Annotated in this window: 22 protein-coding genes; 4 read left to right on the top strand and 18 right to left on the bottom strand. The window is 46.0% G+C overall.

Annotation, left to right across the window (positions count from 1 at the left end):
• The first annotated feature begins 110 nt into the window (after window positions 1-110).
• From NIE88_RS04580 to clpP, 4 genes are all read left to right on the top strand, one after another.
• Window positions 111-575 (top strand): nucleotidyltransferase domain-containing protein, encoded by a 465-nt coding sequence (locus NIE88_RS04580; RefSeq protein ID WP_253059463.1) that lies wholly within the window; start codon window positions 111-113, stop codon window positions 573-575.
• 24 nt (window positions 576-599) lie between these two features.
• Window positions 600-761 (top strand): hypothetical protein, encoded by a 162-nt coding sequence (locus tag NIE88_RS04575; protein WP_253059461.1) that lies wholly within the window; start codon window positions 600-602, stop codon window positions 759-761.
• A gap of 513 nt (window positions 762-1274) precedes the next feature.
• A complete protein-coding gene (locus NIE88_RS04570) occupies window positions 1275-2339 on the top strand; it encodes a D-alanine--D-alanine ligase family protein (RefSeq protein ID WP_253059459.1) in 1065 nt (354 codons plus the stop codon).
• 198 nt (window positions 2340-2537) lie between these two features.
• Window positions 2538-3122 carry an ATP-dependent Clp endopeptidase proteolytic subunit ClpP gene (gene clpP, locus NIE88_RS04565; RefSeq protein WP_253059457.1) on the top strand — a complete coding sequence of 195 codons (585 nt, stop codon included), beginning with the start codon at window positions 2538-2540 and terminating at the stop codon, window positions 3120-3122.
• Between the two features lie 64 nt (window positions 3123-3186).
• On the opposite strand, the gene NIE88_RS04560 is transcribed toward clpP, so the two are convergent.
• The 18 genes from NIE88_RS04560 to ftsE all read right to left on the bottom strand — a co-directional run bounded on the left by NIE88_RS04560 (window position 3187) and on the right by ftsE (window position 23915).
• Window positions 3187-3441 carry an HPr family phosphocarrier protein gene (locus NIE88_RS04560; RefSeq protein WP_253059455.1) on the bottom strand — a complete coding sequence of 85 codons (255 nt, stop codon included), beginning with the start codon at window positions 3439-3441 and terminating at the stop codon, window positions 3187-3189.
• A 43-nt stretch (window positions 3442-3484) separates the two neighbouring features.
• A complete protein-coding gene (whiA, locus tag NIE88_RS04555; protein ID WP_253059445.1) occupies window positions 3485-4417 on the bottom strand; it encodes a DNA-binding protein WhiA in 933 nt (310 codons plus the stop codon).
• Between the two features lie 17 nt (window positions 4418-4434).
• Entirely contained in the window at window positions 4435-5397 is a 963-nt protein-coding gene (mgfK, locus tag NIE88_RS04550) for a gluconeogenesis morphogenetic factor MgfK (protein WP_253059431.1), read from the bottom strand.
• Between the two features lie 4 nt (window positions 5398-5401).
• Entirely contained in the window at window positions 5402-6268 is an 867-nt protein-coding gene (gene rapZ, locus NIE88_RS04545; protein WP_253059430.1) for an RNase adapter RapZ, read from the bottom strand.
• A 380-nt stretch (window positions 6269-6648) separates the two neighbouring features.
• On the bottom strand, window positions 6649-7605 hold the full coding sequence (trxB, locus tag NIE88_RS04540) for a thioredoxin-disulfide reductase (RefSeq protein ID WP_373689403.1): 957 nt from the start codon (window positions 7603-7605) through the stop codon (window positions 6649-6651).
• Window positions 7606-7737: 132 nt separating this feature from the next.
• Window positions 7738-9510, bottom strand: coding sequence for a tetratricopeptide repeat protein (locus NIE88_RS04535; RefSeq protein WP_253059427.1), 1773 nt, complete (start codon window positions 9508-9510; stop codon window positions 7738-7740).
• 56 nt (window positions 9511-9566) lie between these two features.
• Window positions 9567-10226, bottom strand: coding sequence for a pyrophosphatase PpaX (gene ppaX / locus NIE88_RS04530; protein ID WP_253059418.1), 660 nt, complete (start codon window positions 10224-10226; stop codon window positions 9567-9569).
• A 369-nt stretch (window positions 10227-10595) separates the two neighbouring features.
• On the bottom strand, window positions 10596-11405 hold the full coding sequence (gene lgt / locus NIE88_RS04525; RefSeq protein WP_253059416.1) for a prolipoprotein diacylglyceryl transferase: 810 nt from the start codon (window positions 11403-11405) through the stop codon (window positions 10596-10598).
• 32 nt (window positions 11406-11437) lie between these two features.
• Complete coding sequence (gene hprK / locus NIE88_RS04520) at window positions 11438-12358, bottom strand: HPr(Ser) kinase/phosphatase (RefSeq protein WP_253059407.1); 921 nt, start codon at window positions 12356-12358, stop codon at window positions 11438-11440.
• 321 nt (window positions 12359-12679) lie between these two features.
• Window positions 12680-13066 (bottom strand): phage holin family protein, encoded by a 387-nt coding sequence (locus tag NIE88_RS04515; RefSeq protein WP_373689402.1) that lies wholly within the window; start codon window positions 13064-13066, stop codon window positions 12680-12682.
• Complete coding sequence (locus NIE88_RS04510) at window positions 13063-13257, bottom strand: PspC domain-containing protein (RefSeq protein ID WP_253059405.1); 195 nt, start codon at window positions 13255-13257, stop codon at window positions 13063-13065. The genes NIE88_RS04515 and NIE88_RS04510 overlap by 4 nt, the downstream gene beginning before the upstream one ends.
• 96 nt (window positions 13258-13353) lie before the next feature.
• Window positions 13354-16248, bottom strand: coding sequence for an excinuclease ABC subunit UvrA (gene uvrA / locus NIE88_RS04505; RefSeq protein ID WP_253059403.1), 2895 nt, complete (start codon window positions 16246-16248; stop codon window positions 13354-13356).
• A gap of 7 nt (window positions 16249-16255) precedes the next feature.
• Window positions 16256-18226: an excinuclease ABC subunit UvrB gene (uvrB, locus tag NIE88_RS04500; protein WP_253059401.1), complete on the bottom strand. Its 1971-nt coding sequence runs from the start codon at window positions 18224-18226 to the stop codon at window positions 16256-16258.
• 268 nt (window positions 18227-18494) lie between these two features.
• A complete protein-coding gene (locus NIE88_RS04495) occupies window positions 18495-18785 on the bottom strand; it encodes an AbrB/MazE/SpoVT family DNA-binding domain-containing protein (RefSeq protein ID WP_253059399.1) in 291 nt (96 codons plus the stop codon).
• Between the two features lie 338 nt (window positions 18786-19123).
• The gene (locus NIE88_RS04490) at window positions 19124-20323 is read right to left on the bottom strand and encodes a cell division protein (RefSeq protein ID WP_253059397.1); all 1200 of its coding nucleotides are present in this window, start codon (window positions 20321-20323) and stop codon (window positions 19124-19126) included.
• A 379-nt stretch (window positions 20324-20702) separates the two neighbouring features.
• The gene (locus tag NIE88_RS04485; RefSeq protein WP_253059395.1) at window positions 20703-22163 is read right to left on the bottom strand and encodes a S41 family peptidase; all 1461 of its coding nucleotides are present in this window, start codon (window positions 22161-22163) and stop codon (window positions 20703-20705) included.
• Window positions 22164-22336: 173 nt separating this feature from the next.
• Window positions 22337-23230, bottom strand: coding sequence for a permease-like cell division protein FtsX (gene ftsX, locus NIE88_RS04480; protein ID WP_253059393.1), 894 nt, complete (start codon window positions 23228-23230; stop codon window positions 22337-22339).
• A complete protein-coding gene (gene ftsE / locus NIE88_RS04475) occupies window positions 23220-23915 on the bottom strand; it encodes a cell division ATP-binding protein FtsE (protein ID WP_253059391.1) in 696 nt (231 codons plus the stop codon). Before ftsE ends, ftsX begins: the two co-directional genes overlap by 11 nt.
• Window positions 23916-24190 lie beyond the last annotated feature (275 nt).

The raw sequence follows: 24190 nt of genomic DNA, 5'->3' as shown, positions 1-24190 counted from the left end.
TTTCGTCACGAGCGAAATTGGTCTGATTTTTTGTCATTTTACATAGTATAATGTGAGTATCTATTACATAGAAAGCACATGGAAAACGTCAAATTCGTGGGGGAAAGTTCATGATGGATACGGCAAAAAAATGTGCCGCATTAGTTAAAATTGCTAAGGCTTTAAATCAGAGTGGAATTACTTGGGCAGTTGGTGGTTCTTCGTTACTGTATTTTAAGGGCATCGCACAGAAATTTAACGATATTGATATTATGATTGCAGAACACGATGTCGCAAAGGTTAAGGCACTTCTTAATAATCATGAAAAATCGCGGCAAGGAGATTTTCAAACGCAATACAGAAGTAAATTCTTTGGGGAATATGTGATTGAGGGGGTAGACTTTGATCTGATCGCAGGATTTACGATCGTCAATAAAAATGGAGTACATTATTATCCGTTAGATGAAGCTAATATAAAAGAGATCGCCGTTATAGACAAGACTTCCATTCCCTTGCAATCCGTGGAAGATTGGACAACCTACTACAATTTAATGGGGAGAACAGATAAAGTTGAAATGATCAAACACAAACATTAGATTTTGAATGAGGGCTCACTCGATTTGTATTGTTTAACCGATGTGCGGATCGCATGGGAAGCATTCGGCTTCATACCGGAGATTGCTGCCTCGTGTTCCGATCATTTTTTTCGAATGCTTGCCGCCTATTTTGATCAAATGAAACCGATCCTGCAAAATTGGCTTCCTTCGGTTTCTATAGTATAATGGATTCGGTTTATTGATTCTTTATATAAACGACAATGCATGGGTGATTGCTGCAAAAAGATCCTTTTTTCATAGACAACGTGACGGTGGAATTGATAGTGAACCGGAACACAGAGACATTTTTGAATCCCACAATCAGTTTTACATTTGAGCAAAATAAAGGCTGCCTCTCTATTCTTCATAATGTGGGGAAAGGCACAGCTGAAAAATGTGTTTCTTTCATGTATTCATGGCACTTTTGAGCGGGAACTCAGAAGTGCCGCTTTTCGTAAATGATCTGACACGTATCGTTTGAGCACTTTCATGTGCTTTTTTTGCCCGGATCGCGATTTTTTAAGACCTTCGAAAAAATTCAATAAAGTTTAATAATTTCCTAAGGAGGAAATAAGATCGTTGCCGTATGATATGAAGGCGTTCTCAAAAAAACTGCCCGATGATTGGTTCAGGATCAGCCGGCGTACTCACTGAGGCACAGACGAAAACTATTTATTATTTAAAAAGGAGTCATACACATTGAAAAAAGCAACAGTAGGCATTTTATTTGGAGGGAATTCGGCAGAGTATAAAATCTCTCTGAAATCTGCATATTCCATCATCACCAGTCTGAATACAGAGAAATATGAGCCGGTACTGATCGGCATTACAAAAGAAGGTTCATGGAAAAGATATACAGGATCGGCAGATACCATTCCTGAGGACACATGGAATGGGCAGAATTGCGTGCCTGCTTCGATTTTGCCGGACAAGAGTTTCCATGGACTGATTGAACAACGCGACGGTCAGCTTGTTTGCACGCATCTTGATGCCGTCTTCCCCGTTTTGCATGGTAAAAACGGGGAAGACGGAACCATTCAAGGCCTTTTGGAATTATCAGGAATTCCGTATGTCGGCTGCAACGTGCTGAGCTCTTCAATAGGCATGGATAAAGATATTTCACACCACATTGTGAAGGATGCAGGCTTTCGTGTTCCCGAAACGGTATCCATTACCGGAAAGGTTTCAGAAGAGCAATTAAAGAAAATCGGTAATGGCTTAGGGTATCCGCTTTTTGTCAAGCCTGCAAACGGCGGTTCCTCATTTGGTGTCACAAAAGTGGAAAACTCTGCTAATCTTCTGGCGGCAGTTGCTGACGCACAGAAGTATGACAACAAAATCTGTATTGAAGAAGCAATCGTCGGCTGTGAGGTTGGCTGTTCTCTATTGGGAAAGGGCGATGATCTGACGGTCGGCGAAGTTGATCAAATTGTCCTGTCACACGGTTTCTTCCGTATTCATCAGGAATCTCATCCGGAAACAGATTCCGAAAATTCAACGGTTCGCGTACCGGCTGATGTTTCTTCGGACATTCAGAAACGCATCAAGGAAACAGCTAAAGCCATTTACAGTGTGCTCGGCTGCACGGGACTGGCGCGTATTGACATGTTCCTTACACCCGATCATGAGGTTGTTTTCAATGAAATAAATACAATGCCCGGATTTACCAGCTATAGCCGCTACCCGCGCATGATGAAGGCGGCCGGTATCAGTCTGTCCCAAGTTACGGATGCGGCAATCCAATTAGCACTCCAAACCAATTAATTGAGGTTGTGATCAAACGGTTCGATGTTTGATTGAGAGTTCGTGCTTTCTGCACTCTGTTTATAAAGTTTCTTGTTTTCGTTTTATAAAATACCGTGCAGGAAGTTATTAAATTTGACCTATATTGACCTTTAATGTATCATGGGTGTTGGTAAGGGGAAAAATAACTTTCTTCAATAGAAAAAGGGGGTTCGTTCAATGCCTTTAATACCAACAGTCATTGAGCAGACAAATCGCGGCGAACGCGCGTATGACATCTACTCACGCTTATTGAAAGACCGCATCATCATGCTTGGCACAGCAATTGACGACAACGTAGCTAATGCTGTCGTTGCGCAGCTGCTTTTCTTGGCAGCCGAAGATTCGGAAAAAGATATCTCGCTTTATATTAATAGTCCGGGCGGTTCGATTACCGCAGGAATGGCCATTTTCGATACGATGCAATTCATCAAACCTAAGGTTTCGACGATCTGTATCGGCATGGCCGCTTCGATGGGAAGCTTCCTCCTGACTGCCGGTGAAATTGGCAAGCGTTATGCGCTTCCAAATAGTGAAATCATGATTCACCAGCCGCTGGGCGGCATGCAAGGTCAGGCTTCGGATATGGAAATTCACGCAAAACGTATTATCGCTATCCGAGAGAAATTGAACCATATCTATGCTGAAAGAACCGGACAGCCATATGAAGTGATCGCTCGTGACACAGATCGCGATAACTTCATGTCCGCAGAAGAAGCAAAGAAGTACGGTTTGATTGACGATATTATGGTTGCAGCAAAATAATAACCAAAAAGGAAGGTCGGAGCATCCGCTCCGACCTTCCTTTTTGGTTCATCAGTAAGCGCTGTCATTTATTTTCAATAAATGAAGCAAGTGCTTCAAGCGCCATGCGTTCATCCTTGCCCTCGGCAGTCAGAATAAGCTGCTCACCGCGAGCCGGTGCCATACTCATAACACCCATGATGCTCTTTACATTTGCCATGTGCCCATCTTTTTCAAGTGTTAATGTTGCCTGATAAAGATTGGCATTCTGAACAAATAAAGCAGCCGGTCGTGCCTGAAGGCCGTTTTCCAGCCCAATGGTCACTTTCTTAGTCAGCATTTTGCCATTGCCTCCTTTCATGAAATTGAAGGCGCACAACCATTTATTGACCCTGGCGAATCCGATTGGCGATCGCGTCGATTTTTCGAAAGCGATGATTAATTCCAGATTTGCTGATTGGCTCACCATTTACCATTTCTCCGAGCTCTTTCAGCGTGATGTCCGGATTTTTCAAACGAATCTCAGCAATTTCCCTTAATTTCTCCGGCAATTCTTCCAACCCGATACTTTTTTCAATCAGGCGAATATTTTCCATCTGCTTCATCGCAGCGGAGACCGTTTTATTCAGATTCGCCGTCTCACAATTGACAAGACGGTTCACCGAATTCCGCATATCTTTGACAATACGGATATCTTCAAAATAGAACAGAGCCTTGTTTGCGCCGATAATGCTCAGAAAATCGGTGATCTTTTCACCCTCTTTCATATAAACAATGTATCCGTTCTTTCTTGGCAGAATCTTGACATTAAGATTGAACGTATTCATCAGTTTAGCCAAAGAATACGTATGTTCTTCATAATTTGAAAAAATTTCTAAGTGGTATGAGGACTCCGGATGATTCAGTGACCCGCCTGCCAAGAATGATCCGCGCAGATAGGAACGCTTGCAGCAGTTGCTCTCAATCAATTCCGGTGCGATTTCACGGGTAAACCGCCCTTCGTCGTCGATAATTTTCAAGTCCTCCAGAAACGGACGTGCCGTTTCCTTCAAACGGACAATATAAACGTTATTTTTCTTCAGACGCATCTTTCTGCGTACCAAAATTTCAATTTGATAATGATACGCCTGCTTGATCAGCCGAAAAATCCGCCGAGAAATGGCTGCGTTCTCTGTCGCAATATCCAATTCAATTCTCTTGTTACGAATCGAGATGAATCCATTCATTCGAGTCAGCGCAGCAAGTTCCGAACGCGCGCAGCAATCATCCACCTCTAACATCGTTAATTCTTTTTTGGTTTCGGCGGCAAATGACATGCCCATCCCTCCAAGCCCTACACTTTTTTCTCCGTAAATAAAGACATGAGCATACGGCCGACAACTGCCTCATCATGGCGTACAACGCCTCCGGCAGTCTTTATCAGCGGCGCATGAATGACATCAATGCCCAGATCATTCAGTTGCTCCCAATCAATCTGCACCGGCTCTGATTCTTCAACAGCATAACGTTTCAGCAAATCAACTTTAATCGGCCGGCTGTTGACGATAATTGTATCGATAAAAGGATGAGCGATATGGCAATGAATGGCCTTGATATGTTCAGATGCCGTAAAATGATCGGTTTCTCCTTTTTGTGTCATGACATTGCACACGTATACTTTTCTTGCTTTCGAACGGGCAATTTCATCAGCAAGCCCCGGGACGAGCAGATTCGGAATGACGCTCGTATAAAGACTGCCGGGTCCGAACGTGATCAAATCTGCTTCGCGAATGGCACGAACGCTTTCCGGAAGCGGCTGAATATCTGCCGGTTTTAGGAAAACACGTTCAATCCGTTTATTCACTTCAGGAATATGCGATTCTCCTTCTACAATACTGCCGTCGCTCATCACCGCACCAAGCGCAATCATTTGATCCGCCGCAGGCAGCACCTGACCGTGAACATTAAGGATTCGGCTTAATTCAGACACACCTTTAACAAAATCACCGGTAATCGATGTCAGCGCAGCAATTAACAAATTCCCTAAGGAATGGCCGTTTAGTCCGCTGTCTGTTTTAAACCGGTGCTGGAGCAGCTGCTCGAACATCGGTTCAACATCTGATAACGAAACGAGAACATTGCGGATATCGCCGGGCGGAGGAATCTGCAATTCATTCCTCAGCTTGCCGCTGCTGCCGCCGTCATCCGCAACAGTCACAATCGCAGTGATGTCCACCGGGTACTTTTTCAAACCGCGAAGTACCGCCGGAAGTCCTGTACCTCCGCCGATCGCAACTATTTTTTTTCGATCTGTCATTCGATTATTTTCCTCTCTCAATATCCCGGTGCGACACATTTGTCGGGAAATCTCCGGAAAGTTTTTTGGCAATCCACTCTGTCAATGCGACTGATCGATGTTTGCCGCCTGTACAGCCAATCGCAATAACCAGCTGCCCTTTTCCTTCACGCTTGTACTGCGGAATCATGAATTGAAGCAGGTCCATCAGTTTCTTCAGAAATTGTTTCGTTTCCGACCATTTCAGCACATATTCGGAAATATCGGTATCAAGTCCTGTCCGCGCGCGCATATGCTTCACGTAATAAGGATTAGGCAGAAACCGAACATCAAAAACGAGATCGGCATCAATAGGCAGCCCATATTTAAATCCGAAGGACAGCAAATTGACGCGGAACGTCTCCGTTTCGCTGGCAAACTCCTGAACGATGCGATCACGCAGTTCTCTTGGTTTCATATCTGTTGTGTCTATATAATATTGGGCGAGTCCTTTAACTTCTTCGAGTTTTTTTCGTTCGGCGCGTATCCCTTCAATCGGCCGGCTTTTCGGGGACAGCGGATGTGAGCGACGTGTCTCCTTATAGCGATGAACCAATGCATCATCCTTTGCATCCAAAAAAAGAATTTTCGGCCTTATTTTCTCGGATTTGCTGAATGAGTCGAGTGATGTGAAAAGCGAGTCAAAAAAGGTTCTGCCGCGAAGATCCATGACTAATGCTAGTTTGTTCAGCTTCTCTGATTCTGAATCCTCAATCAAGTCAATGAATTTTGGGAGCAAAGTCGGCGGCAAATTGTCGATGCAGAAGTAACCCAAGTCCTCAAATATACGGGTCGCAATTGTCTTTCCCGCGCCCGACATCCCAGTTATGATCACTACTTGAATATCTTTCATTTCTGCATCCGTCCCCACCGATCAATTTTTCACCTGTGACGCATCACTCGCGCCAAGGCAGCTATACATCTTTAGTATACTCGAAAAAGAATCATTCAGAAAGTGAAACAATGATCAGCAGGCGTGCATTTATGAAAAAAGATCTGTGTATCCGTATCTATTCTTTAACCTAGTATCGACTGGGCGCAGAGAAACGTTTGTAAAAAAAAGCGGCACCGCTATTTGCGATGCTGCTAAACCGTTTATATAAAAAAGGGGGGTCAATTTCATACTTTAATCATATCGTTTTTTCATTTCATAATGATTACATGATGATTAAGCACCTATGAAAATATTTTCAATGTCTCGCCTAAAGATTCATGACTAAAGACGCATAAACCTTATTTTACCACCGAGGCATCCTTCAATTTCTCGACATATTTCTGAGCATTTTCTGCCGCTATACTGCCGTCTCCGGTCGCCGTCACGATTTGGCGCAATTCCTTTTGGCGTACATCACCAGCAGCGAAAACACCCGGGATACTCGTTTCCATCTTTTCGTTCGTCACAATGTACCCTTCATCGTCAACAATACCTAAATCGTTCACAGCAGCGGTCAGCGGATTCATACCGACATAAATGAATACGCCGTCAACCGGAAAATCGGTTTCTTCACCCGTTTTCTTATTTTTCAGAGTCAGACTGGACACCTTGCCATCCGCGCCATTGATCTTCGTACAAATCGTATCCCAAATAAAATCAACCCTTTCATTATTAAATGCACGATTCTGAAGAATTTTCTGAGCACGCAGCTGATCGCGTCTGTGAACAATTGTCACTTTGGATGCAAAGCGTGTTAAATAGGTACCCTCTTCAACCGCAGAATCACCGCCGCCAATGACCGCCAGCTTCTTTTCCTTGAAAAATGCGCCATCACAAACCGCACAGTAAGACACACCGCGCCCCGCAAATTCCTTTTCACCGGGGACACCGAGCTTACGGTATTCAGCACCCGTCGTCACAATGACCGTCCGTGCTTTGTACTGTTTGCTTCCGCAGTCAATTGTTTTGAAATCTGAGTCGTCTTCTATTTTCTTAATATCCCCATATGCATACTCCGCACCAAACTTTTTCGCATGCTCAAACATCTTGTTCGACAGATCCGGTCCGAGAATTGATTCAAAACCGGGATAGTTCTCAACAGCCTCCGTATTCGCCATCTGTCCGCCCGGAATCCCTCTTTCAATCATCAGCACCGACATATTTGCTCTTGCCGCATACACAGCTGCCGTCATTCCGGCCGGACCCGCCCCCGCAATAATGACATCATAAATTTTCTGTTCTTCAGTCAACGTCAATCCATTCCTTCCCTAGCAAATTTACTCATCTTTTTTATAATAATTATTATCTACTCATCTGATAATTCTATGCTAAAGAATGAAGAGACCAAAGTCCAGAAAATTGCTCATCACAAAACAACTCATTTCGTATCAATCGTCATTCCACTGTTTCTCAAGTGCAATTGATAATTCCTGAATGTGTTTTCGCAATTGATATAGTGTCGTTCCTGCTTCCATCGCAATCTCCTTTTGAGCCGCTGGTTTGCCGAACTCCTTTTTCCATAAATAAATCAGAGCGGCAGCCCACCCCTTAATGTCCTTCTCGCGGACATGTGCGAACGCATCGACAACTGCCCAGAAGCTGTAAAGCTCCGGATGCTTCATTGTCTCTTTACCGCCCCCTGCTAAATGTTCAACCTCACGCATGACTTGCATGCTTAAGTCGCATTCACCGCTGTCCATTTCTTCAGTCAGTCGGTGCGCAAAATCTGTAATTTCCGGATCTGTGCCCTTTTTGGCCACAGCCAGAACCAAAGATCGGTCATGACATCGCGCAGCATAGAAAAGTGAAAAAATTTGAAACGGTTTTACTTCTTCCCATACTTCTTTATGAATGAGATCCCGAACCATAAAATTATCTTCCGCGCCAGGTTCAAACATCATATCCTGAATCTTACTGTATTTAAACGGGTGAAAGGGTTTGTCACTGAAAAAGTCGACACGTTTCCAGTTCTGCTTTGCTGTCTCTTCATCGCCGCAGTGATAGGCAGAAAGTGCCATCCAGAAGTAAAATACCTGATCACGTCGTGCACCTCGTTTTTCAGCAATACGCAACCAATAGTATGCTCTCTTGTAATTGCCAATAAAAAGATAAGTTGAACCGAGTTTCCCGCAGTGCTCCGGATAAAGCGGATAAATCAAATCAAGACGTGCGACTACTTTCTCAAGTCCGGATTTATTATGCAATTGATCGTAAAAGGTTGCTAAGTTGCACAATGCATGAATATTGCCCGGATCTTTTTCCAGAACACGATGTGCAGTGGCTAATGCCTGTTCCTGATCTTCCATAGAAAAATAGGCGATTGAGAGATTATTCTGCGCGGCAAGAAAATCCGGCTCGTCCTGAATCACTTGTTTAAAATAATGAATCGCCTCGTCAAAACGGCCGTGCTCCAGTGCCAGACGGCCACGTTCATGCACGGTGACATAGACGGATTCATCTTCGTCGAGTTCTTTCATCTCTGAGTTCAGCATTTGAAACAATTCTTGTGCTTCATGCTTAAACGTTCCGTTCGGGTCCAGAGTTAGATAGATTTGAACTTCATCTAATGCCTCTTGAAATTCCCCAAGATAGGCATAATTATTTGCAATAAAAAAATAACAATCGGTCATTTTCGCATCAAGTTCATAAACCACTTTTTTTAATAGACGAATCGATGACTCATAGTTCTCCAGCTCAGCAAGAATCTCAGCTTGCTGGCAAAGGTAGTCGACATCATTCGGTTTGAATTTGATTGCGCGTTCCATATATTTGCTGGCGCGTTCAAGATCGCCTTTTTCAAAACAAGCGATCCCTTTCTGATAAAAAAAGTCACCGTCACAATGAAAATCAATGACGTGTGCTTTTTTTCTGCAATTTCTCTCCTCCATAAAATCCTTTTGCCCCCGTGCCTCTTTTTCCAGTCCCAAATAATTATAGCATAACTGCTCCTGCCTTTTTTGAAAAGCCTTCACCAAATGCGGTTTGTTTGATAGATATAAGAAAAACCGGGCAAAAAACGCCCGGTCCTGAATCCACGCCTGGTTTTGAATTCGCTCCGGTCGCTCGCTTTCCGCGAGCCCCTCAGAGACATGCAAGAATCTGCGGGCCTCGCTGGCACCTAATCTCGCGCGTCTCGTATCTCCGCTTTGATTCTCTGCCAAGACACCAGAATACGGAGCAAAATCATATACTTTTTAGTACCTAAGAAAAGCTTTAGTTAGATCGTCACTTTCGCATGGCGCACAATGTTGAGCAGATCCTTCATATTATCCAGCAAATAATCTGGATTCAATCGCTCCAGCATCGTCCGCCCCTTGAGTGACCAGCCGACTGCTGCGGTGCGCACATGCGCATTTTCTCCTGCAAGGATGTCGGAAGGACTGTCACCGACCATAACGGTTGACTCCTTCTGCGCAGATAAATCGTTCATTGCGCGTTCCACAGGTTCGGGATCAGGCTTGAGCCGCATCACATCATCGCTTGTAACCACCGTTTCAAAGAAATCGGCCATTCGTGTCAAACGAAGCCCGCGCTCCACCATATCTCGCTTCTTCGTTGAAACAACGCCCAGGCTGCAGCCATCTGCTTTTAACGCAGCCAAGGTTTCACGCACGTAAGGAAACTCCGTGACAAGCCGGTCATGATACCGGCTGTTATGTTCGCGATACATGGAAATCATTTCATTCATCAGCTTCGGACTTACCTGGCTAAAGCTCGACTCCAAGGATTCACCAATAAACGGAATCAGATCGTCACGTGTGAATTTTCCTGGAAAATAGTGATCAAGCGTATATTGAAAAGAAGTCAGAATCAGATTATTCGTATCAATCAGCGTTCCGTCCAAATCAAATAAAACGGTCTTTATCAAATGACTCATCTCCCCAATAGTAGAAAACCCGGCTTAAGCCTCACATCGAATCTTTCTTCTTTTTTAATCGTAAGTTCTGTGTAAAAGATGTTCATTACCTTTATCAGCTCATTCGTGATGAAGCGGAATGTGGACCTTGCTTTCGCCTCCAAAATCATCAAACAGGCCGCAAATGTGCCAAGAAACTCCCCTATTGTTTAACGGTACCAATTGTAAAAGCATTGACGAGATACCGACAGTATTTCTACACGATGTGATGATTTTCATTTTTTATACTCGATGCTGCTCATCACTTTTTTTCATACTTTCTCATTGTACAAAAAAGAAAAAATCATCGCAATAGATTCATGGATTGCGATGATTCATTCGAATTGATCTTTATTCACCATATCGCGGTCTGTTTTTTTGTGCCGCTCGCCAATAAGTGATCAGTCCTGCGCCAACGAGAACCAAAAGAACGGACAGCCATTGCGAGATGCGAAGCGGACCAAGCATCAGGCTATCGGTACGCAACCCCTCAATATAACAGCGCCCCAGCGCATACCAAGTAACATAGATCATAAAAAGTTCGCCGCGTTTTAACCGAACGACGCGGCGGATCACCAGTAGGAGCACAAATCCGATGATGTTCCAAACCGATTCGTACAGGAAAGTCGGAATGTAATAAGTACCGCCAATATACATCTGATTGATAATAAACTCGGGCAAATGCAGGTGCTCCAACGCCGCCCGTGTTGTCGGACCTCCGTGCGCTTCCTGATTCATGAAATTGCCCCAGCGTCCGATTGCTTGACCAAGGATGACACTTGGCGCGCACACATCGGCAACCTTCCAAAAAGGCAGATGTCGCAGCCGGCAATAGACGAGAGCGGTCAGTACCGCGCCGATCAATGCACCGTAAATAGCGATGCCTCCGTTCCAAATCGCGATGATTTCGGCGGGATGTTTGGAGTAGTACCCCCATTCAAACGCCACGTAGTAAATACGCGCGCAGATCACAGCGATCGGCGCAGCGTAAAGAATCAAATCGGTAAACGTATCCGGTGGAAGATCGAGGCGTCTTCCTTCGCGCATTGCTAAAAGCAGTCCGAGCAGTGCCCCACCCGCAATAATAATGCCATACCAGTAAATATGGAGCGGCCCTAGTTCAATCGCCACTCGATTGAGTGGTTCAATTGCTTCATTCATAAAAAAAGACACCTCATTTTAATTAAAATGGATTATCGATCATGCAAGCTGTCATTCAGTCGGTCGGCAAACTGCTGCGCAGCATGATATCCCATGTTTTTCAACCGATAATTCATCGCCGCTACTTCAATAATGACAGCAAGGTTGCGCCCCGGCCGCACGGGAAGAACAAGTCTCGGGACCTCCGTATCAATCAGCTTAATCTTTTCTTCATCCAAACCGAGCCGATCGTATACTTTGCTCTGATCCCACAGTTCGAGATGAATGACCATTGACACAGTCTTATAATTGCGGACGGCTCCGGCTCCGAACAGAGTCATGACATTTATGATGCCGAGTCCGCGAATTTCCAGAAGATGCTGAATCAGTTCAGGAGCACTTCCAACAAGCTCGGCTTCGCCTTCCTGACGGATTTCAACCGAGTCATCCGCCACGAGACGGTGCCCGCGTTTTACAAGTTCGAGCGCAGTTTCACTCTTTCCCACTCCGCTGTCTCCGGTGATCAGGACCCCGACACCGTAAACATCAACAAGCACGCCATGCACCGCCGTCATCGGTGCAAGCCTCGACTCCAGATAGTTCGTGATCATACTGCTCAGCCGTGTTGTCTGCATCTTCGACTGAAGAACCGGCACATGGCGTTTATTCGACGAAATAACGAATTCTTCCGGCACTTCAATTCCACGCGAGATCACAATACATGGGGTCTGCGCGGTACAAAGCTGAGAGGTCCGTTTATAGCGTTCATCCTGACTCAATTCATTAAAAAAAGACAGTTCGGTACGTCCAAGAAGCTGCAGACGTCTCCTTGGATAATAAGTAAAATAGCCGGCAATCTCCAAGCCGGGCCTTGAAATGTCGCTGACAATAATTTCACGATCCAGGCCTTCTTTGCCGCTCACCAGCTTGAAATCAAAATGCTCAATAAGTTCACGCACACGCACTCTGCTCATGATAACCATTTGCCGCCGGAACCTGTCCGTTTTCTTCCGTCATCACGCACCTCATGCTGAGGCTGACAGGCATTCGGGAAGCATAAAATCCGCCGGGCAAGGCGTACATACCTGAGAGAGAGAATAAGCCTCCGTTTCTTTCTATTAGTGCGTCGAGATGTCACTGCGACGCTCTCTCAGGTTCAAATAATAAATCGGGAACTACCCGATGGTCAGTCATATTTTCTTTATTTTACCATAGATTTGCCGCACAAAAAAATGAATCCCATGCTTTTTAAATGATCGGTCAATCCTTGCAAATCAACGGGAAAAACGACGCAATTACTCACGTCGCAATGGTTTGATGATAAAATTTTGAATGATCATTTGACAAATGGCCATAATGATCGCAACGATCAGCGCGCTTCCAAAGCCGTCTAACCGGAACGCGGGACCCATAATGGATGCCGTCAGCATCAGCATCAATGCATTGATAACAAAGATGAAGAAGCCGAGCGTCAATACGGTCGCCGGCAAAGAAAACAATAAGAGTACCGGCCGAATAAAAAGATTAAGAAACGACAGGATCAGGCTGGCCGCAAAGGCCGCGCCGATACCTGAAATATGCACCATCGTGTGGAGATAGCCGGCAAGTGTCATTAAAATCACCATATTAATAATGACATTCAGTAAGGTCTTGGCAGCCCAGTTTTTAAACAAAAGCGTCACACTCTCTGTTCAGGAATAATAAGATAAGCAATAAAATAACCGATCAGGCACGGAAAAAAAGCGGTTAGAACCATTAAGACAACAAAAGCCAGCCTGATCAAAACTGGATCTGTATTAAAATATTCACCGATTCCGCCGAGTACACCACCAACCACTCTGTTTTCTCTTGACCGGAATAATCGTTTATACATCAGGAAAACCTCCCGCTACGTTCATCATATTCAACTATACCCTTTCATCATGCTGAATAACAAGCAGATTTTCCTATTTCACGGGAGAATTCCGGTTTACACGCGCAACTGATCGCTCTTTTCAGCAACCTGCTGCTGATTATGGAGATGTTTTTCCATGCGCGTGCGATCACGTTCCAGCACCGGCTTCAAATAATTGCCGGTATAGGATTCCTTGGTATCGGCTACTTTTTCCGGAGTTCCGGTGACTACAATCGTGCCGCCGCCGTTTCCGCCTTCCGGGCCAAGATCGATCAAGTGATCCGCACATTTAATCACATCAAGATTATGCTCAATGATCAACACACTGTCACCGCTGTCGACAAGTGCCTGAAGCACAACAAGCAGCCGGGAAATATCGTCCATATGCAAACCGGTCGTCGGTTCATCCAAGATATAAAGCGCGCGGCCCTTCGTTCGGCGATAGAGTTGAGACGCAAGCTTAACGCGCTGAGCTTCACCGCCGGAAAGCGTCGTTGCCGGCTGACCGAGGCGAATGTAGCCTAATCCGACGTCATATAACGGTTCTAATCTGCGTTTGATCCGCGGTACATTTTTAAAAAATTCCAAGCCTTCCTCCACAGTCATATCCAAAACATCGGCAATTGTCTTTCCTTTATAGGTCACATCCAGCGTTTCGCGATTATAGCGTTTGCCGTGACAGACTTCGCACGGGACATAAACATCAGGCAGGAAGTGCATTTCGATTTTAATGATACCGTCACCGCTGCACGCTTCGCAGCGCCCACCTTTAACATTGAAGCTGAAACGGCCCTTTTTGTAGCCGCGCACCTTCGCTTCATTCGTTGCGGCGAACACCTCGCGAATCATATCAAAGACCCCGGTATAGGTCGCCGGATTGGAACGCGGAGTCCGTCCGATCGGTGCCTGATCGATCTGAATGACACGATCCAATTCTTTTATTCCCTTGATCTGTTTATATTCGCCGGGTATATCTCGACGCCCGTGCAGCTTCTGAGCAAGCGCCTTGAACAGTACCTCATTGACTAAAGTGCTTTTTCCCGAGCCGGAAACGCCGGTAACAACCGTCATCACACCGAGAGGGAAACTAACCGTCACATTCTTCAAATTGTTCGCCTTCGCACCGATCACCTTAATCGTGCGCTTCGTTACTTTTCTCCGTTTCATCGGAATTGGAATGAACTTGCGGCCCGACAGGTATTGTCCGGTGAGCGAGTTTTCATTGTGCATAATTTCCTCAGGAGTGCCCTGTGCCGTAATTTGTCCGCCATGCTCGCCGGCCCCCGGACCAACATCGATAATGTAGTCGGAAGCGAGCATCGTATCCTCATCATGCTCAACCACGATCAGCGTATTCCCGAGATCACGCATGCCGAGCAGCGAATGGATGAGACGGTCGTTGTCGCGCTGATGCAAGCCGATCGACGGCTCGTCCAATATATAGAGAACACCCATAAGCTGCGATCCGATCTGCGTCGCCAACCGGATTCGCTGCGCTTCCCCTCCCGACAGAGTACCCGCCGCACGGCCTAAAGTCAGATAATCCAGTCCGACATCGATGAGAAATTCGGTGCGCTGCTTAATTTCACGAAGGATCAATCGGGCAATTGTCTGTTCCTTCTCAGTAAGTTCCAGTACATTGAAAAAGGAAAGCATCTCCCGAATCGGCAGCTCAGTAACCTCACTGATGTGTTTGCCGCCGATCTTCACCGCCAGAGCCTCCGGACGCAGCCGGTGGCCATGGCAGGTCGGGCACGGCTTTTGCATCATATATTCGGACATCTGTTCGCGAATAAAGTCGGAGCTCGTCTCACGGTATCTGCGTCCGATATTATTGATAACACCTTCATAGTACATGTCTTTATCCCGAACATCACCGAATTCGTTCTCATAGTGAAAATGGATACGTTCAGTTCCTGATCCGTAGAGAAGAAGTTTTAGTTTATCTTTCGGCAGTTCGGAAACCGGACAGTTCATGTCAATGCCGAAGTGAGCGCAAGCCGATTTAAGCAGTTGTGGATAATACTGCGAACTTGTCGGCTCCCAGGCGATAATTGCCCCTTCAGCTAACGATTTTGACCAATCGGGAATGACCAAGTCTGGGTCGACCTCCATCCGCGAGCCCAGTCCGTCGCAATCCGGGCAGGCTCCGAACGGGCTGTTAAATGAAAACAGACGCGGCTCAAGTTCGCCGATAGAAAAACCGCAGTACGGGCAGGAATGCTGTTCGGAAAAAAGCAATTCTTCGCCACCGATAACATCCACGACGACACGACCGTCCGTCAGCTTAGTCGCCGCTTCAAGCGAATCGGCAAGCCGTCCTTCAATGTTTGGTTTTACAACAATACGATCGATCACAACATCAATGTTGTGCTTCTTATTTTTTTCAAGCTTGATCTCTTCCGACACCTCACGCATCTCGCCGTCAACGCGTACCCGGACATAGCCTTTTTTCTTAATCTCTTCCAGAGTCTTGGCCTGTGTCCCTTTTCTTCCGGAAATCAGCGGTGCCAAAATTTGGAGCTTCGTTCGTTCCGGATAAATCATCACTCGATCGACCATCTGTTCAATTGTCTGTGATGTAATTTCCACACCGTGCGTCGGACAAAAAGGATGCCCAATCCGCGCAAAAAGCAGACGCATATAATCGTAAATTTCCGTTACGGTTCCCACGGTTGAACGCGGGTTGTGGCTCGTCGTCTTCTGGTCGATCGAAATCGCAGGAGACAGGCCTTCAATGGCATCCACATCCGGTTTATTGGATTGGCCGAGAAATTGGCGGGCATAGGCCGACAGTGATTCAACATAACGGCGCTGTCCCTCGGCGTAAATTGTATCAAATGCCAGCGACGACTTGCCGGAGCCCGACAGTCCAGTGACAACAACCATTTTGTCGCGTGGTATAGTCACGCTGACATTTTTCAAATTATGTTCTCTTGCCCCTTTAACAACAATGTTTTCAAGTACCATCTGCGCATTATCCCTCCGCCTTCAGTTCATAGAGTGCGTCCCGCAGTTCTGCCGCACGCTCGAAGTCAAGCGATTTTGCCGCCTGCTTCATTTCTTTTTCAATGCCGATAATTGCCTTATTACGCTCACTCTTCGTCATTTTCTTCTTTTTCTTCCTGCCGGAGTCATTCTGTCTCTCTATTTCGTAGGTTGCTTTAATCAGCTCAGGAATAGCCTTTTGAATCGTCGTCGGTGTAATATGATGCACTTCATTGAACTTCTTTTGAATACTGCGGCGGCGAGCTGTCTCATTCATCGCCAAGCGCATCGAGTCCGTGATTCGATCGGCGTACAGAATGACTCGACCTTCCGCATTTCGAGCCGCCCGTCCGATCGTCTGAATCAGCGATCGTTCCGAACGAAGGAAGCCCTCCTTATCGGCATCAAGAATGGCAACAAGCGAGACCTCCGGAATATCCAGACCTTCACGGAGCAGGTTGATCCCGACCAGGACATCGAATTCGCCACGTCTCAAATTGCGAATAATCTCGATCCGTTCGAGCGTCTTAACCTCTGAGTGCAGATAGTTGACCTTAATGCCCATGCCCTTCAGATAATCGGTCAGATTCTCGGCCATCTTCTTCGTCAGCGTTGTCACCAGAACACGTTCATGTTTCTTAATCCGACTATTTATTTCATCATAGAGATCATCAATCTGCCCTTTGATCGGACGAACTTCAATCTCCGGATCCAGTAATCCCGTCGGCCGAATAATCTGTTCGATTGGTTTATTGGAATGCTCCAACTCATAATCCGCCGGAGTCGCCGAAACATATACGATCTGATTGACACGTTCCTCAAACTCTTCAAACTTAAGCGGCCGATTGTCCTTGGCCGAAGGAAGACGAAAGCCGTGATCCACCAGCACGTTTTTACGCGCTTGGTCACCATTGTACATGGCACGGATCTGCGGCAGCGTCGCATGTGATTCATCAACCATAATGAGAAAGTCCTTTGGAAAGTAGTCCATCAGCGTATACGGTGATTCACCCGGTTGCCGAAGGGTTAGATGCCTTGAGTAGTTCTCAATTCCCGAGCAAAAACCGACTTCCTCCATCATTTCCAAATCGTAACGCGTGCGCTGCTCAAGCCGTTGCGCTTCAAGAAGTTTGCCGTTCTCATTAAGTATTTTAAGACGACCCTCAAGCTCCTTCTGTATGTTCACAATCGCCCGTTTCATTTTCTCCTGTCCGGTAACGAAGTGGGAAGCCGGATAGATGGCGACATGATCGCGCTCACCGACGATCTCTCCAGTCATCGGATCCATTTCGGTTAGCCGTTCAATCTCATCGCCAAAAAATTCGACGCGAATGCAGTGATCATCGCGCGACGCGGGGAAAATCTCAACCACATCACCGCGCACACGGAATGTGCCGCGTGTAAAATTAATATCGTTGCGAGCGTACTGAATGTCAACAAGCTGGCGCAGCATTGCATCCCGCTCCTTCTCCATGCCCGGCCGCAAAGACAAAACAAGTGAACCGTATTCTTCCGGTGAACCCAAGCCGTAAATACACGAAACGCTAGCAACAATAATGACGTCGCGGCGTTCAAACAATGAGCTGGTCGCCGAATGACGCAGCTTGTCGATCTCGTCATTGATGCTCGAATCTTTTTCAATATACGTATCCGTCTGCGGAATATAGGCTTCCGGCTGGTAATAATCGTAATAGCTGACAAAGTACTCGACCGCATTATTTGGGAAAAATTCCTTGAATTCGTTATAAAGTTGCCCAGCCAGTGTTTTGTTATGTGCAATGACCAGTGTTGGCTTTTTCACCTGAGCAATCACATTTGACATTGTAAATGTTTTGCCGGTACCGGTCGCACCAAGCAGTGTTTGATGCTTTTGACCGTTCCTGATCCCATCGACCAGCGTCTGAATTGCTTCCGGCTGGTCACCCTGCGGTTGAAAATGGGACGCAAGTTGAAAATCCATAGCACCCGCCTCCAATCTTTTTACCGTTTTCTATGAAAAAAGTATAATTTATCATTAATAGTAAAAAAACTTTCTTAGAAAAGTATAGCATAACTATAAGGGAAATTAACAGCAAAATGCGAACTGATATTCCCAATATTTTTCAGTCATTTCAATCACGTTCAAACCATCATACTACAGGATGGCCTGAACGGTCATTTTCTAGTACTTAATGAAACTAAAAAACTTCCATGGCGTTCGGCCAAGGAAGTTTTTTAGCAGCGATGCATTATGATTTAATGTCTTCGCCCATGTATTTTTCAATTTCTTCTAAAATTCCTTTTGCTGCTTTGCGACTCAAAATCAGCTTGCCATTTGCAAGAATAAGATTATCCGGCGACACTTCATTCGTAATCTGACACGCCATATTTGGCACATATTTCTTGAAGATAATTCGTTCATCCTCCGTAAAAATTTCGAGAGGATCACCCTCTTTAATATTCATGGTCCTTCTGAGTTCAATCGGAATCACAACACGTCCTAATTCATCAACTTTACGCACAATACCTGTCGACTTCATTTTGCGCTCCTCCTCTCTGCTTTTCTATGCTTCGTCCTGCATAATTTTTAACTTAATTATAGCACCATTATGCACGACAATTCGTTTACGGGTTTAAAAACTCCCAAATCTTCACATAATTATACTCAGTTTGAAAATCAGTCACATTTTAACAGTTGAAATGATCGTAAATGATGACGGAACAAATGGCCAAGGGGATCAGTAAGCTTCTTCCGCTTTAGGTCTGCGGGCAGCGCAGTACTTTAAGCATCTTCCCGTCTTTCTACAAAAGATTGGAAATAAAGTCTTGCTGTCCCACTTACAGATTTTTGTTGCTGCTAGATTATTCGAACTAATACCTAACTATTTGTCTTTTGTTTCAAATTCCATTGATCGCCTTCAAGAAAAAGCAGACCGATCTTATAATTGTCATCTTCATGAATCGGGCCTTTCTCAAAGCGCTGCTCGCCGAAACGATCAATAACTTCTAGCTTGCAGTAGGCCGCGTGCCTTTGAAGTGCTTCATAAAAATCACCCACACTGCCGACCTCTGAATCATTCACCCGCAAAATTTCTTCCCCAGGTATGATACCCATACGCGCACCAAGCGAGTGCGGAATCGTTCCAACAACGCGCAACCCTCTGTTCGGCATAAGGTAATAAAACGGACGCGTCTTACGCAGATGGCGGTGGTACCAAATGAGCAGCAAACGGCCAACAAGTGCCGCAGCGCCGCCAAGCGCAATAAGAAGCGGCAGATGAAGTAAATAGCCCGCAGCGATAAAGATCGCTGTTATCCCGGACAAGGCCATCAACCAGTGCGCCGTCTGCCGAACAGCAGGCTGGGGCATTGCATGTGTAATCAATTGCGCAATTCCAACGCCCAGTGGAAAAATCGCAAAGCTGAACGACGCACCGCCAGATACGAACGGCCAGTTACCAACGGACGGAATCCCGCCCGGAATCGGAACAAGGAAGAACAACGGTGCAATCCAAAGCTGACAGGCTTCATGTGCGCCAATAAGACCGCCGCGTTTGCTGCTGATGAGACGCGGCGATGTCTGCTGCGCCCCCCAGAAATAGACGAGCGCCGTCTCTGCCAGCATCCCGACAACAAGAAAGATGCCGAACGATACATAATCAATAGTGCGGATGTCCGCAATCCAACCGTTAATGAGCGAATAAGGTGTTTGCAATGTCGGCGTGAAATAGGCGGCAAGCACTGTCAATCCACCAGCAACTGCGGGCGACAGGAAACTCTGCCTGCACGTAAACAATGTGATGACGTATGCCGCTGAAAGCAAAGCCATTACACCCGGCGTCAGACTGATTCCAGCAACAAGAAGTACAATCGTCGCTGCAAGCCCGACGAGCAGACTTGGCGCAACGCTCGCAAAAACCGTATTAAACATGCCATACGCCTTAACGCGAAATGACCGCCGTTCCCGCCGCACACGCTGCGCGCTGTAAAGAAAAAGCGCAATTAACAGTAAATAGAGTAATGGATTGACAAAAAAAGTAGCAATGCCTGAAAAAATAAACCCAATGATGTCCGCCATCTGCAATTCCCCCACCTGAAGCCTCATCGATGAAACAGTTTTATGCTAAAGCTATTTTATCTTTATGGTATTTCGACAAGATACGCAGTATTTCCTGCCCATCGCTTCTGTTTTCATTATACATGACGAACCGTCTCCGTTGCCGACTTCTTAGGAAAAATTTTACTGCAAGATACAACTTTACCTGTGCAGAAAAGACCTTACCCATATTGATTAGTGAAAAGGTCTTCAGACTTTAAAAAGGTTGCAGATTATCGGGCACTTTGAACCGTTTATCGAGCGCTTCGTCAAATTTCTCAAGGTTTCATGTATAGTGCTAGTGCTTCTTAAAACAGAAAACAGATGCAGGGGCAGCATCTGTTTTCCTCTTTTTTATTTCTTATTTATTGATTTCTTTTGTGATTTCCGTAAGCGCCGTATTTAATTGGCGGTCATTTTGCTGCTTTTTAATGGCGGTCAACGTTGCTTGCTGCAGCGCATCGGCTGTTTTCTGATCAATCTCACCGGTCGTCGGCAGCTTCTTTTCTTTTTGGAACGCTTTTACTGCCTGTGCAGTCTGATCGCTGAAATAGCCGTCGACACGGCCGGGGTTATGGTCCGCTGCTTTCAGCATTTTCTGTGCGTCGGCAATGATTGTGCTCGTTTGATCTGCCTTCAGGTTCTTGCCCTTTTTCACAGTAATCGGCGCGACGTAAAAGTAATCCGGCTGCTTGACCTCAATCGTCGGCTTGATTCCTTTTTTATGAATCCAGTTGCCGTTCGGCGTCAGCCATTTGTCCGTCGTCAGTTTCAGTTCGCTCTTGTCCGACAGTTCGATTCCTTGCTGAACGGTGCCCTTGCCGAACGATTTCACACCGATCAGCGGGTAACCGCCTGCTTCATGCAGCGCACCGGCAAGAATTTCAGATGCCGAAGCAGAACCGCCATCAATCAATGCGGTGATCGGGTAGTTCTTCTTCTTTTTCAATGTCGAGTAGAACGGCTGCTTTTTGCCAGCACGATCTTCGATTTGGACAATTGGTTTCTTCGATGGAATCAGTAGGTTGCCGATTTTCTCAACCGCCTGGAGATATCCGCCCGGATTACCGCGCACGTCAATGATCAGGCCTTTCATTTCATCACCCTCAAGCTTGCTGAGCGCTTTGCTGAATTCCTGATCCGTGTTTTCGTTGAACTGCGTAATGGCGATGTAGCCGATTGACTGACCGTTTCGCTTCAGCATTTTGCTCTCAACCGTACGGATCGGAATCGTATCACGCTTAATGGCAAAGGTCAGATCATTGCTTGTGCCGGGACGGCTGATCACAAGACGGACAACCGTTCCCTTTTTCCCGCGAATTCTGTTGACCGCTTGGTTGATATCAAGGCCTTCAGTCGATTTCCCATTGATTTTCACAATCACATCTTTCGGCCTGATCCCCTCTTTTTCAGCCGGCGTCCCTTTGATTGGGGAGACGATCGTGACCTGCTTGCCGACCATCTGAACTTCGGCGCCGATCCCCTCAAATGAGGAGGAAAGCGATTGGTTGAAGTCCGAGGCCGTTTTTGTGCTCATATAGCTTGAAAACGGATCGTTAAGCGCCTCGATCATTCCCTTGATGGCTCCGTCATACAGATCGGTACTGCTGATTTTTCGAAAGTATTCCTTCTCAATCAGATCATGAATTGCCTTCAGTTTTGCCGTCTCCTTATCCGATGTTACCGAACCGGCAGACGCTGCCATCGTTGATTGTTGGTTGTGATTCTGGACAAAACCGAACACTGCGTAAGCGCCTGCAGCCCCCACGATCAGTGAGATCGCCATAAGCAAAGCGACTACTTTGCCGCTGAACTTTTTCATAAAGAATTGCCTCCTCAATGACACTGTTTCCCCGCAGCGAATCGTTCGCCGGGAAAACTGAACTTAGGTCTAATCATACAACAATGGCGTGCACTTGTCTCGAACGGTGAAGACCGTCACCAAACCAAAGCTGCTTGATATAAAAGAAAAACCACCTGGTTTAGCGGGTGGCCTCAGATTTTCAAGAATTTTCGCACCGAGCTCATGCTGCCCCAGACACCGATCAACCCGCCAATACCAACCAAAAGCAGGCTGAGGTTCGTCGTCATGATGTGGTAAGGAATCAGTCGGATGAACATCTGTTGCAGATTGCCCCCAAGATTATAATAGGCAAATCGATACACAACCATAACTAAAACAACAGGAATAATTGATCCGAGAACGCCCATGACCAGCCCTTCGATAAAATACGGCCATCGGACGAAGGCATTGGTCGCACCAACCAGCTTCATGATTTCGATCTCCCGTCTGCGGGCAACAATCGTCAGCTTAATTGTATTCGCAATCAGGAATACGGAAGTAAACAGCAATCCGATAATCAGGATGATACCGACGTTTCTTGCAATGTTGATGAAGCGGAACAGTTTTTCAACCGTCCCTTTTCCATAACGCACATCCGTAACATCCGGAAGGCTCTTCACCGCTTTCGCAACAGCGATCGTCTGCTCCGGTTTATTCGTTTTTAAGATAAACGCATTAGGCAGCGGATTTTCTTTTTTCAGATCCGAAAAGCTCTGCCTATCGTTACCGAGACTTTCCATTAAACTGTCCAGTCCTTCTTTCTTTGATTGGAAACGAACGGACTGAACATTCTTGACTTCCTTCAGGTCCCTTTGCAAAGCGTCCTGCTGAGCCTGCGTCATCGATTGATCCAGATAGACACGCACTTCGACGTCGCTTTCAATATCTCCGGCAATTTTATTTAAATTGAACATCACCATCAGGAAAAGTCCGACGAGAACGAGCGAAACCGTAACTGCACTCACCGAAGCGAAAGTCATCCAACCGTTTCGACCGAGACTCTTAAAGCTTTCATTCACGTGTCTTCGTAACGTTCTAATCTTCATAGCCGTAGTCACCTTCCTGCTGATCGCGCACAATCATACCGCCTTCAAGTGCCAATACCCTGTGCCTGATCTTGTTAACGATATCTCTGTTGTGGGTCGCCATAACAACTGTCGTCCCCTGCTCGTTGATTCGCCGGAACACATCCATGATCTGCCATGATGTTTCCGGATCAAGATTTCCTGTCGGTTCGTCAGCGATCAGTACAGGCGGACGGTTGCAAATGGAACGTGCGATGGATACACGCTGCTGCTCTCCACCGGACAGCTGATCTGGAAAGGAACGCAGCTTGTGCTTCAGACCGACGAGATCAAGTACCTCCATTACACGTCGTTTAATTTGTCGAGGATGCTCCTCTATAACTTCAAGCGCAAAAGCCACGTTCTCATAAACGGTCAGCTTCGGAAGCAGACGGAAATCCTGAAATACAACACCGATCTTGCGACGGAAATACGGTACCTGCCGATCTCTCAGATTCGCAATATTTTTATTATTAATGAAAATTTTGCCGCGTGTCGGCTTCAATTCTCTAAAAATCATTTTTATAAACGTCGATTTCCCTGCGCCGCTTGGGCCGACAATGTAAACAAATTCGCCCTGTTTGACAGACAGATCAATGCCGTTCAGCGCCATAACCCCGTTCGGGTAAGCCTTCCAGACATTTTGCATCAGAATAACGTCATCCATAAAATTCCTTCCCCCAAAATCCTTTTTCGCATTTTTTGTCAAACTTCCTAAAAATCTGTCTGATTATAGCTTTCTATGTAAATCATTCGCACAAAGCACGAGAATAAGAGGGTTGTCTGTACTGAAAACATGCCCGGACTCGTGTTCCCTTAGAATCCCATGTTCTGTCCTATGTACCTATGAAACAATCACCATTATACCATCCATGCGCCTCAAATGATTGATGAAAATTATTACATTTCAATTTCAAATCGGATGGCAAACGGCACGAATCG

It is taken from the genome of Sporolactobacillus shoreicorticis, assembly GCF_024125445.1.
GTDB lineage: Bacteria > Bacillota > Bacilli > Bacillales > Sporolactobacillaceae > Sporolactobacillus > Sporolactobacillus shoreicorticis.
Note: the sequence above shows the minus strand (reverse complement) of the source record. Positions and strands in the feature narration are given on the sequence as shown.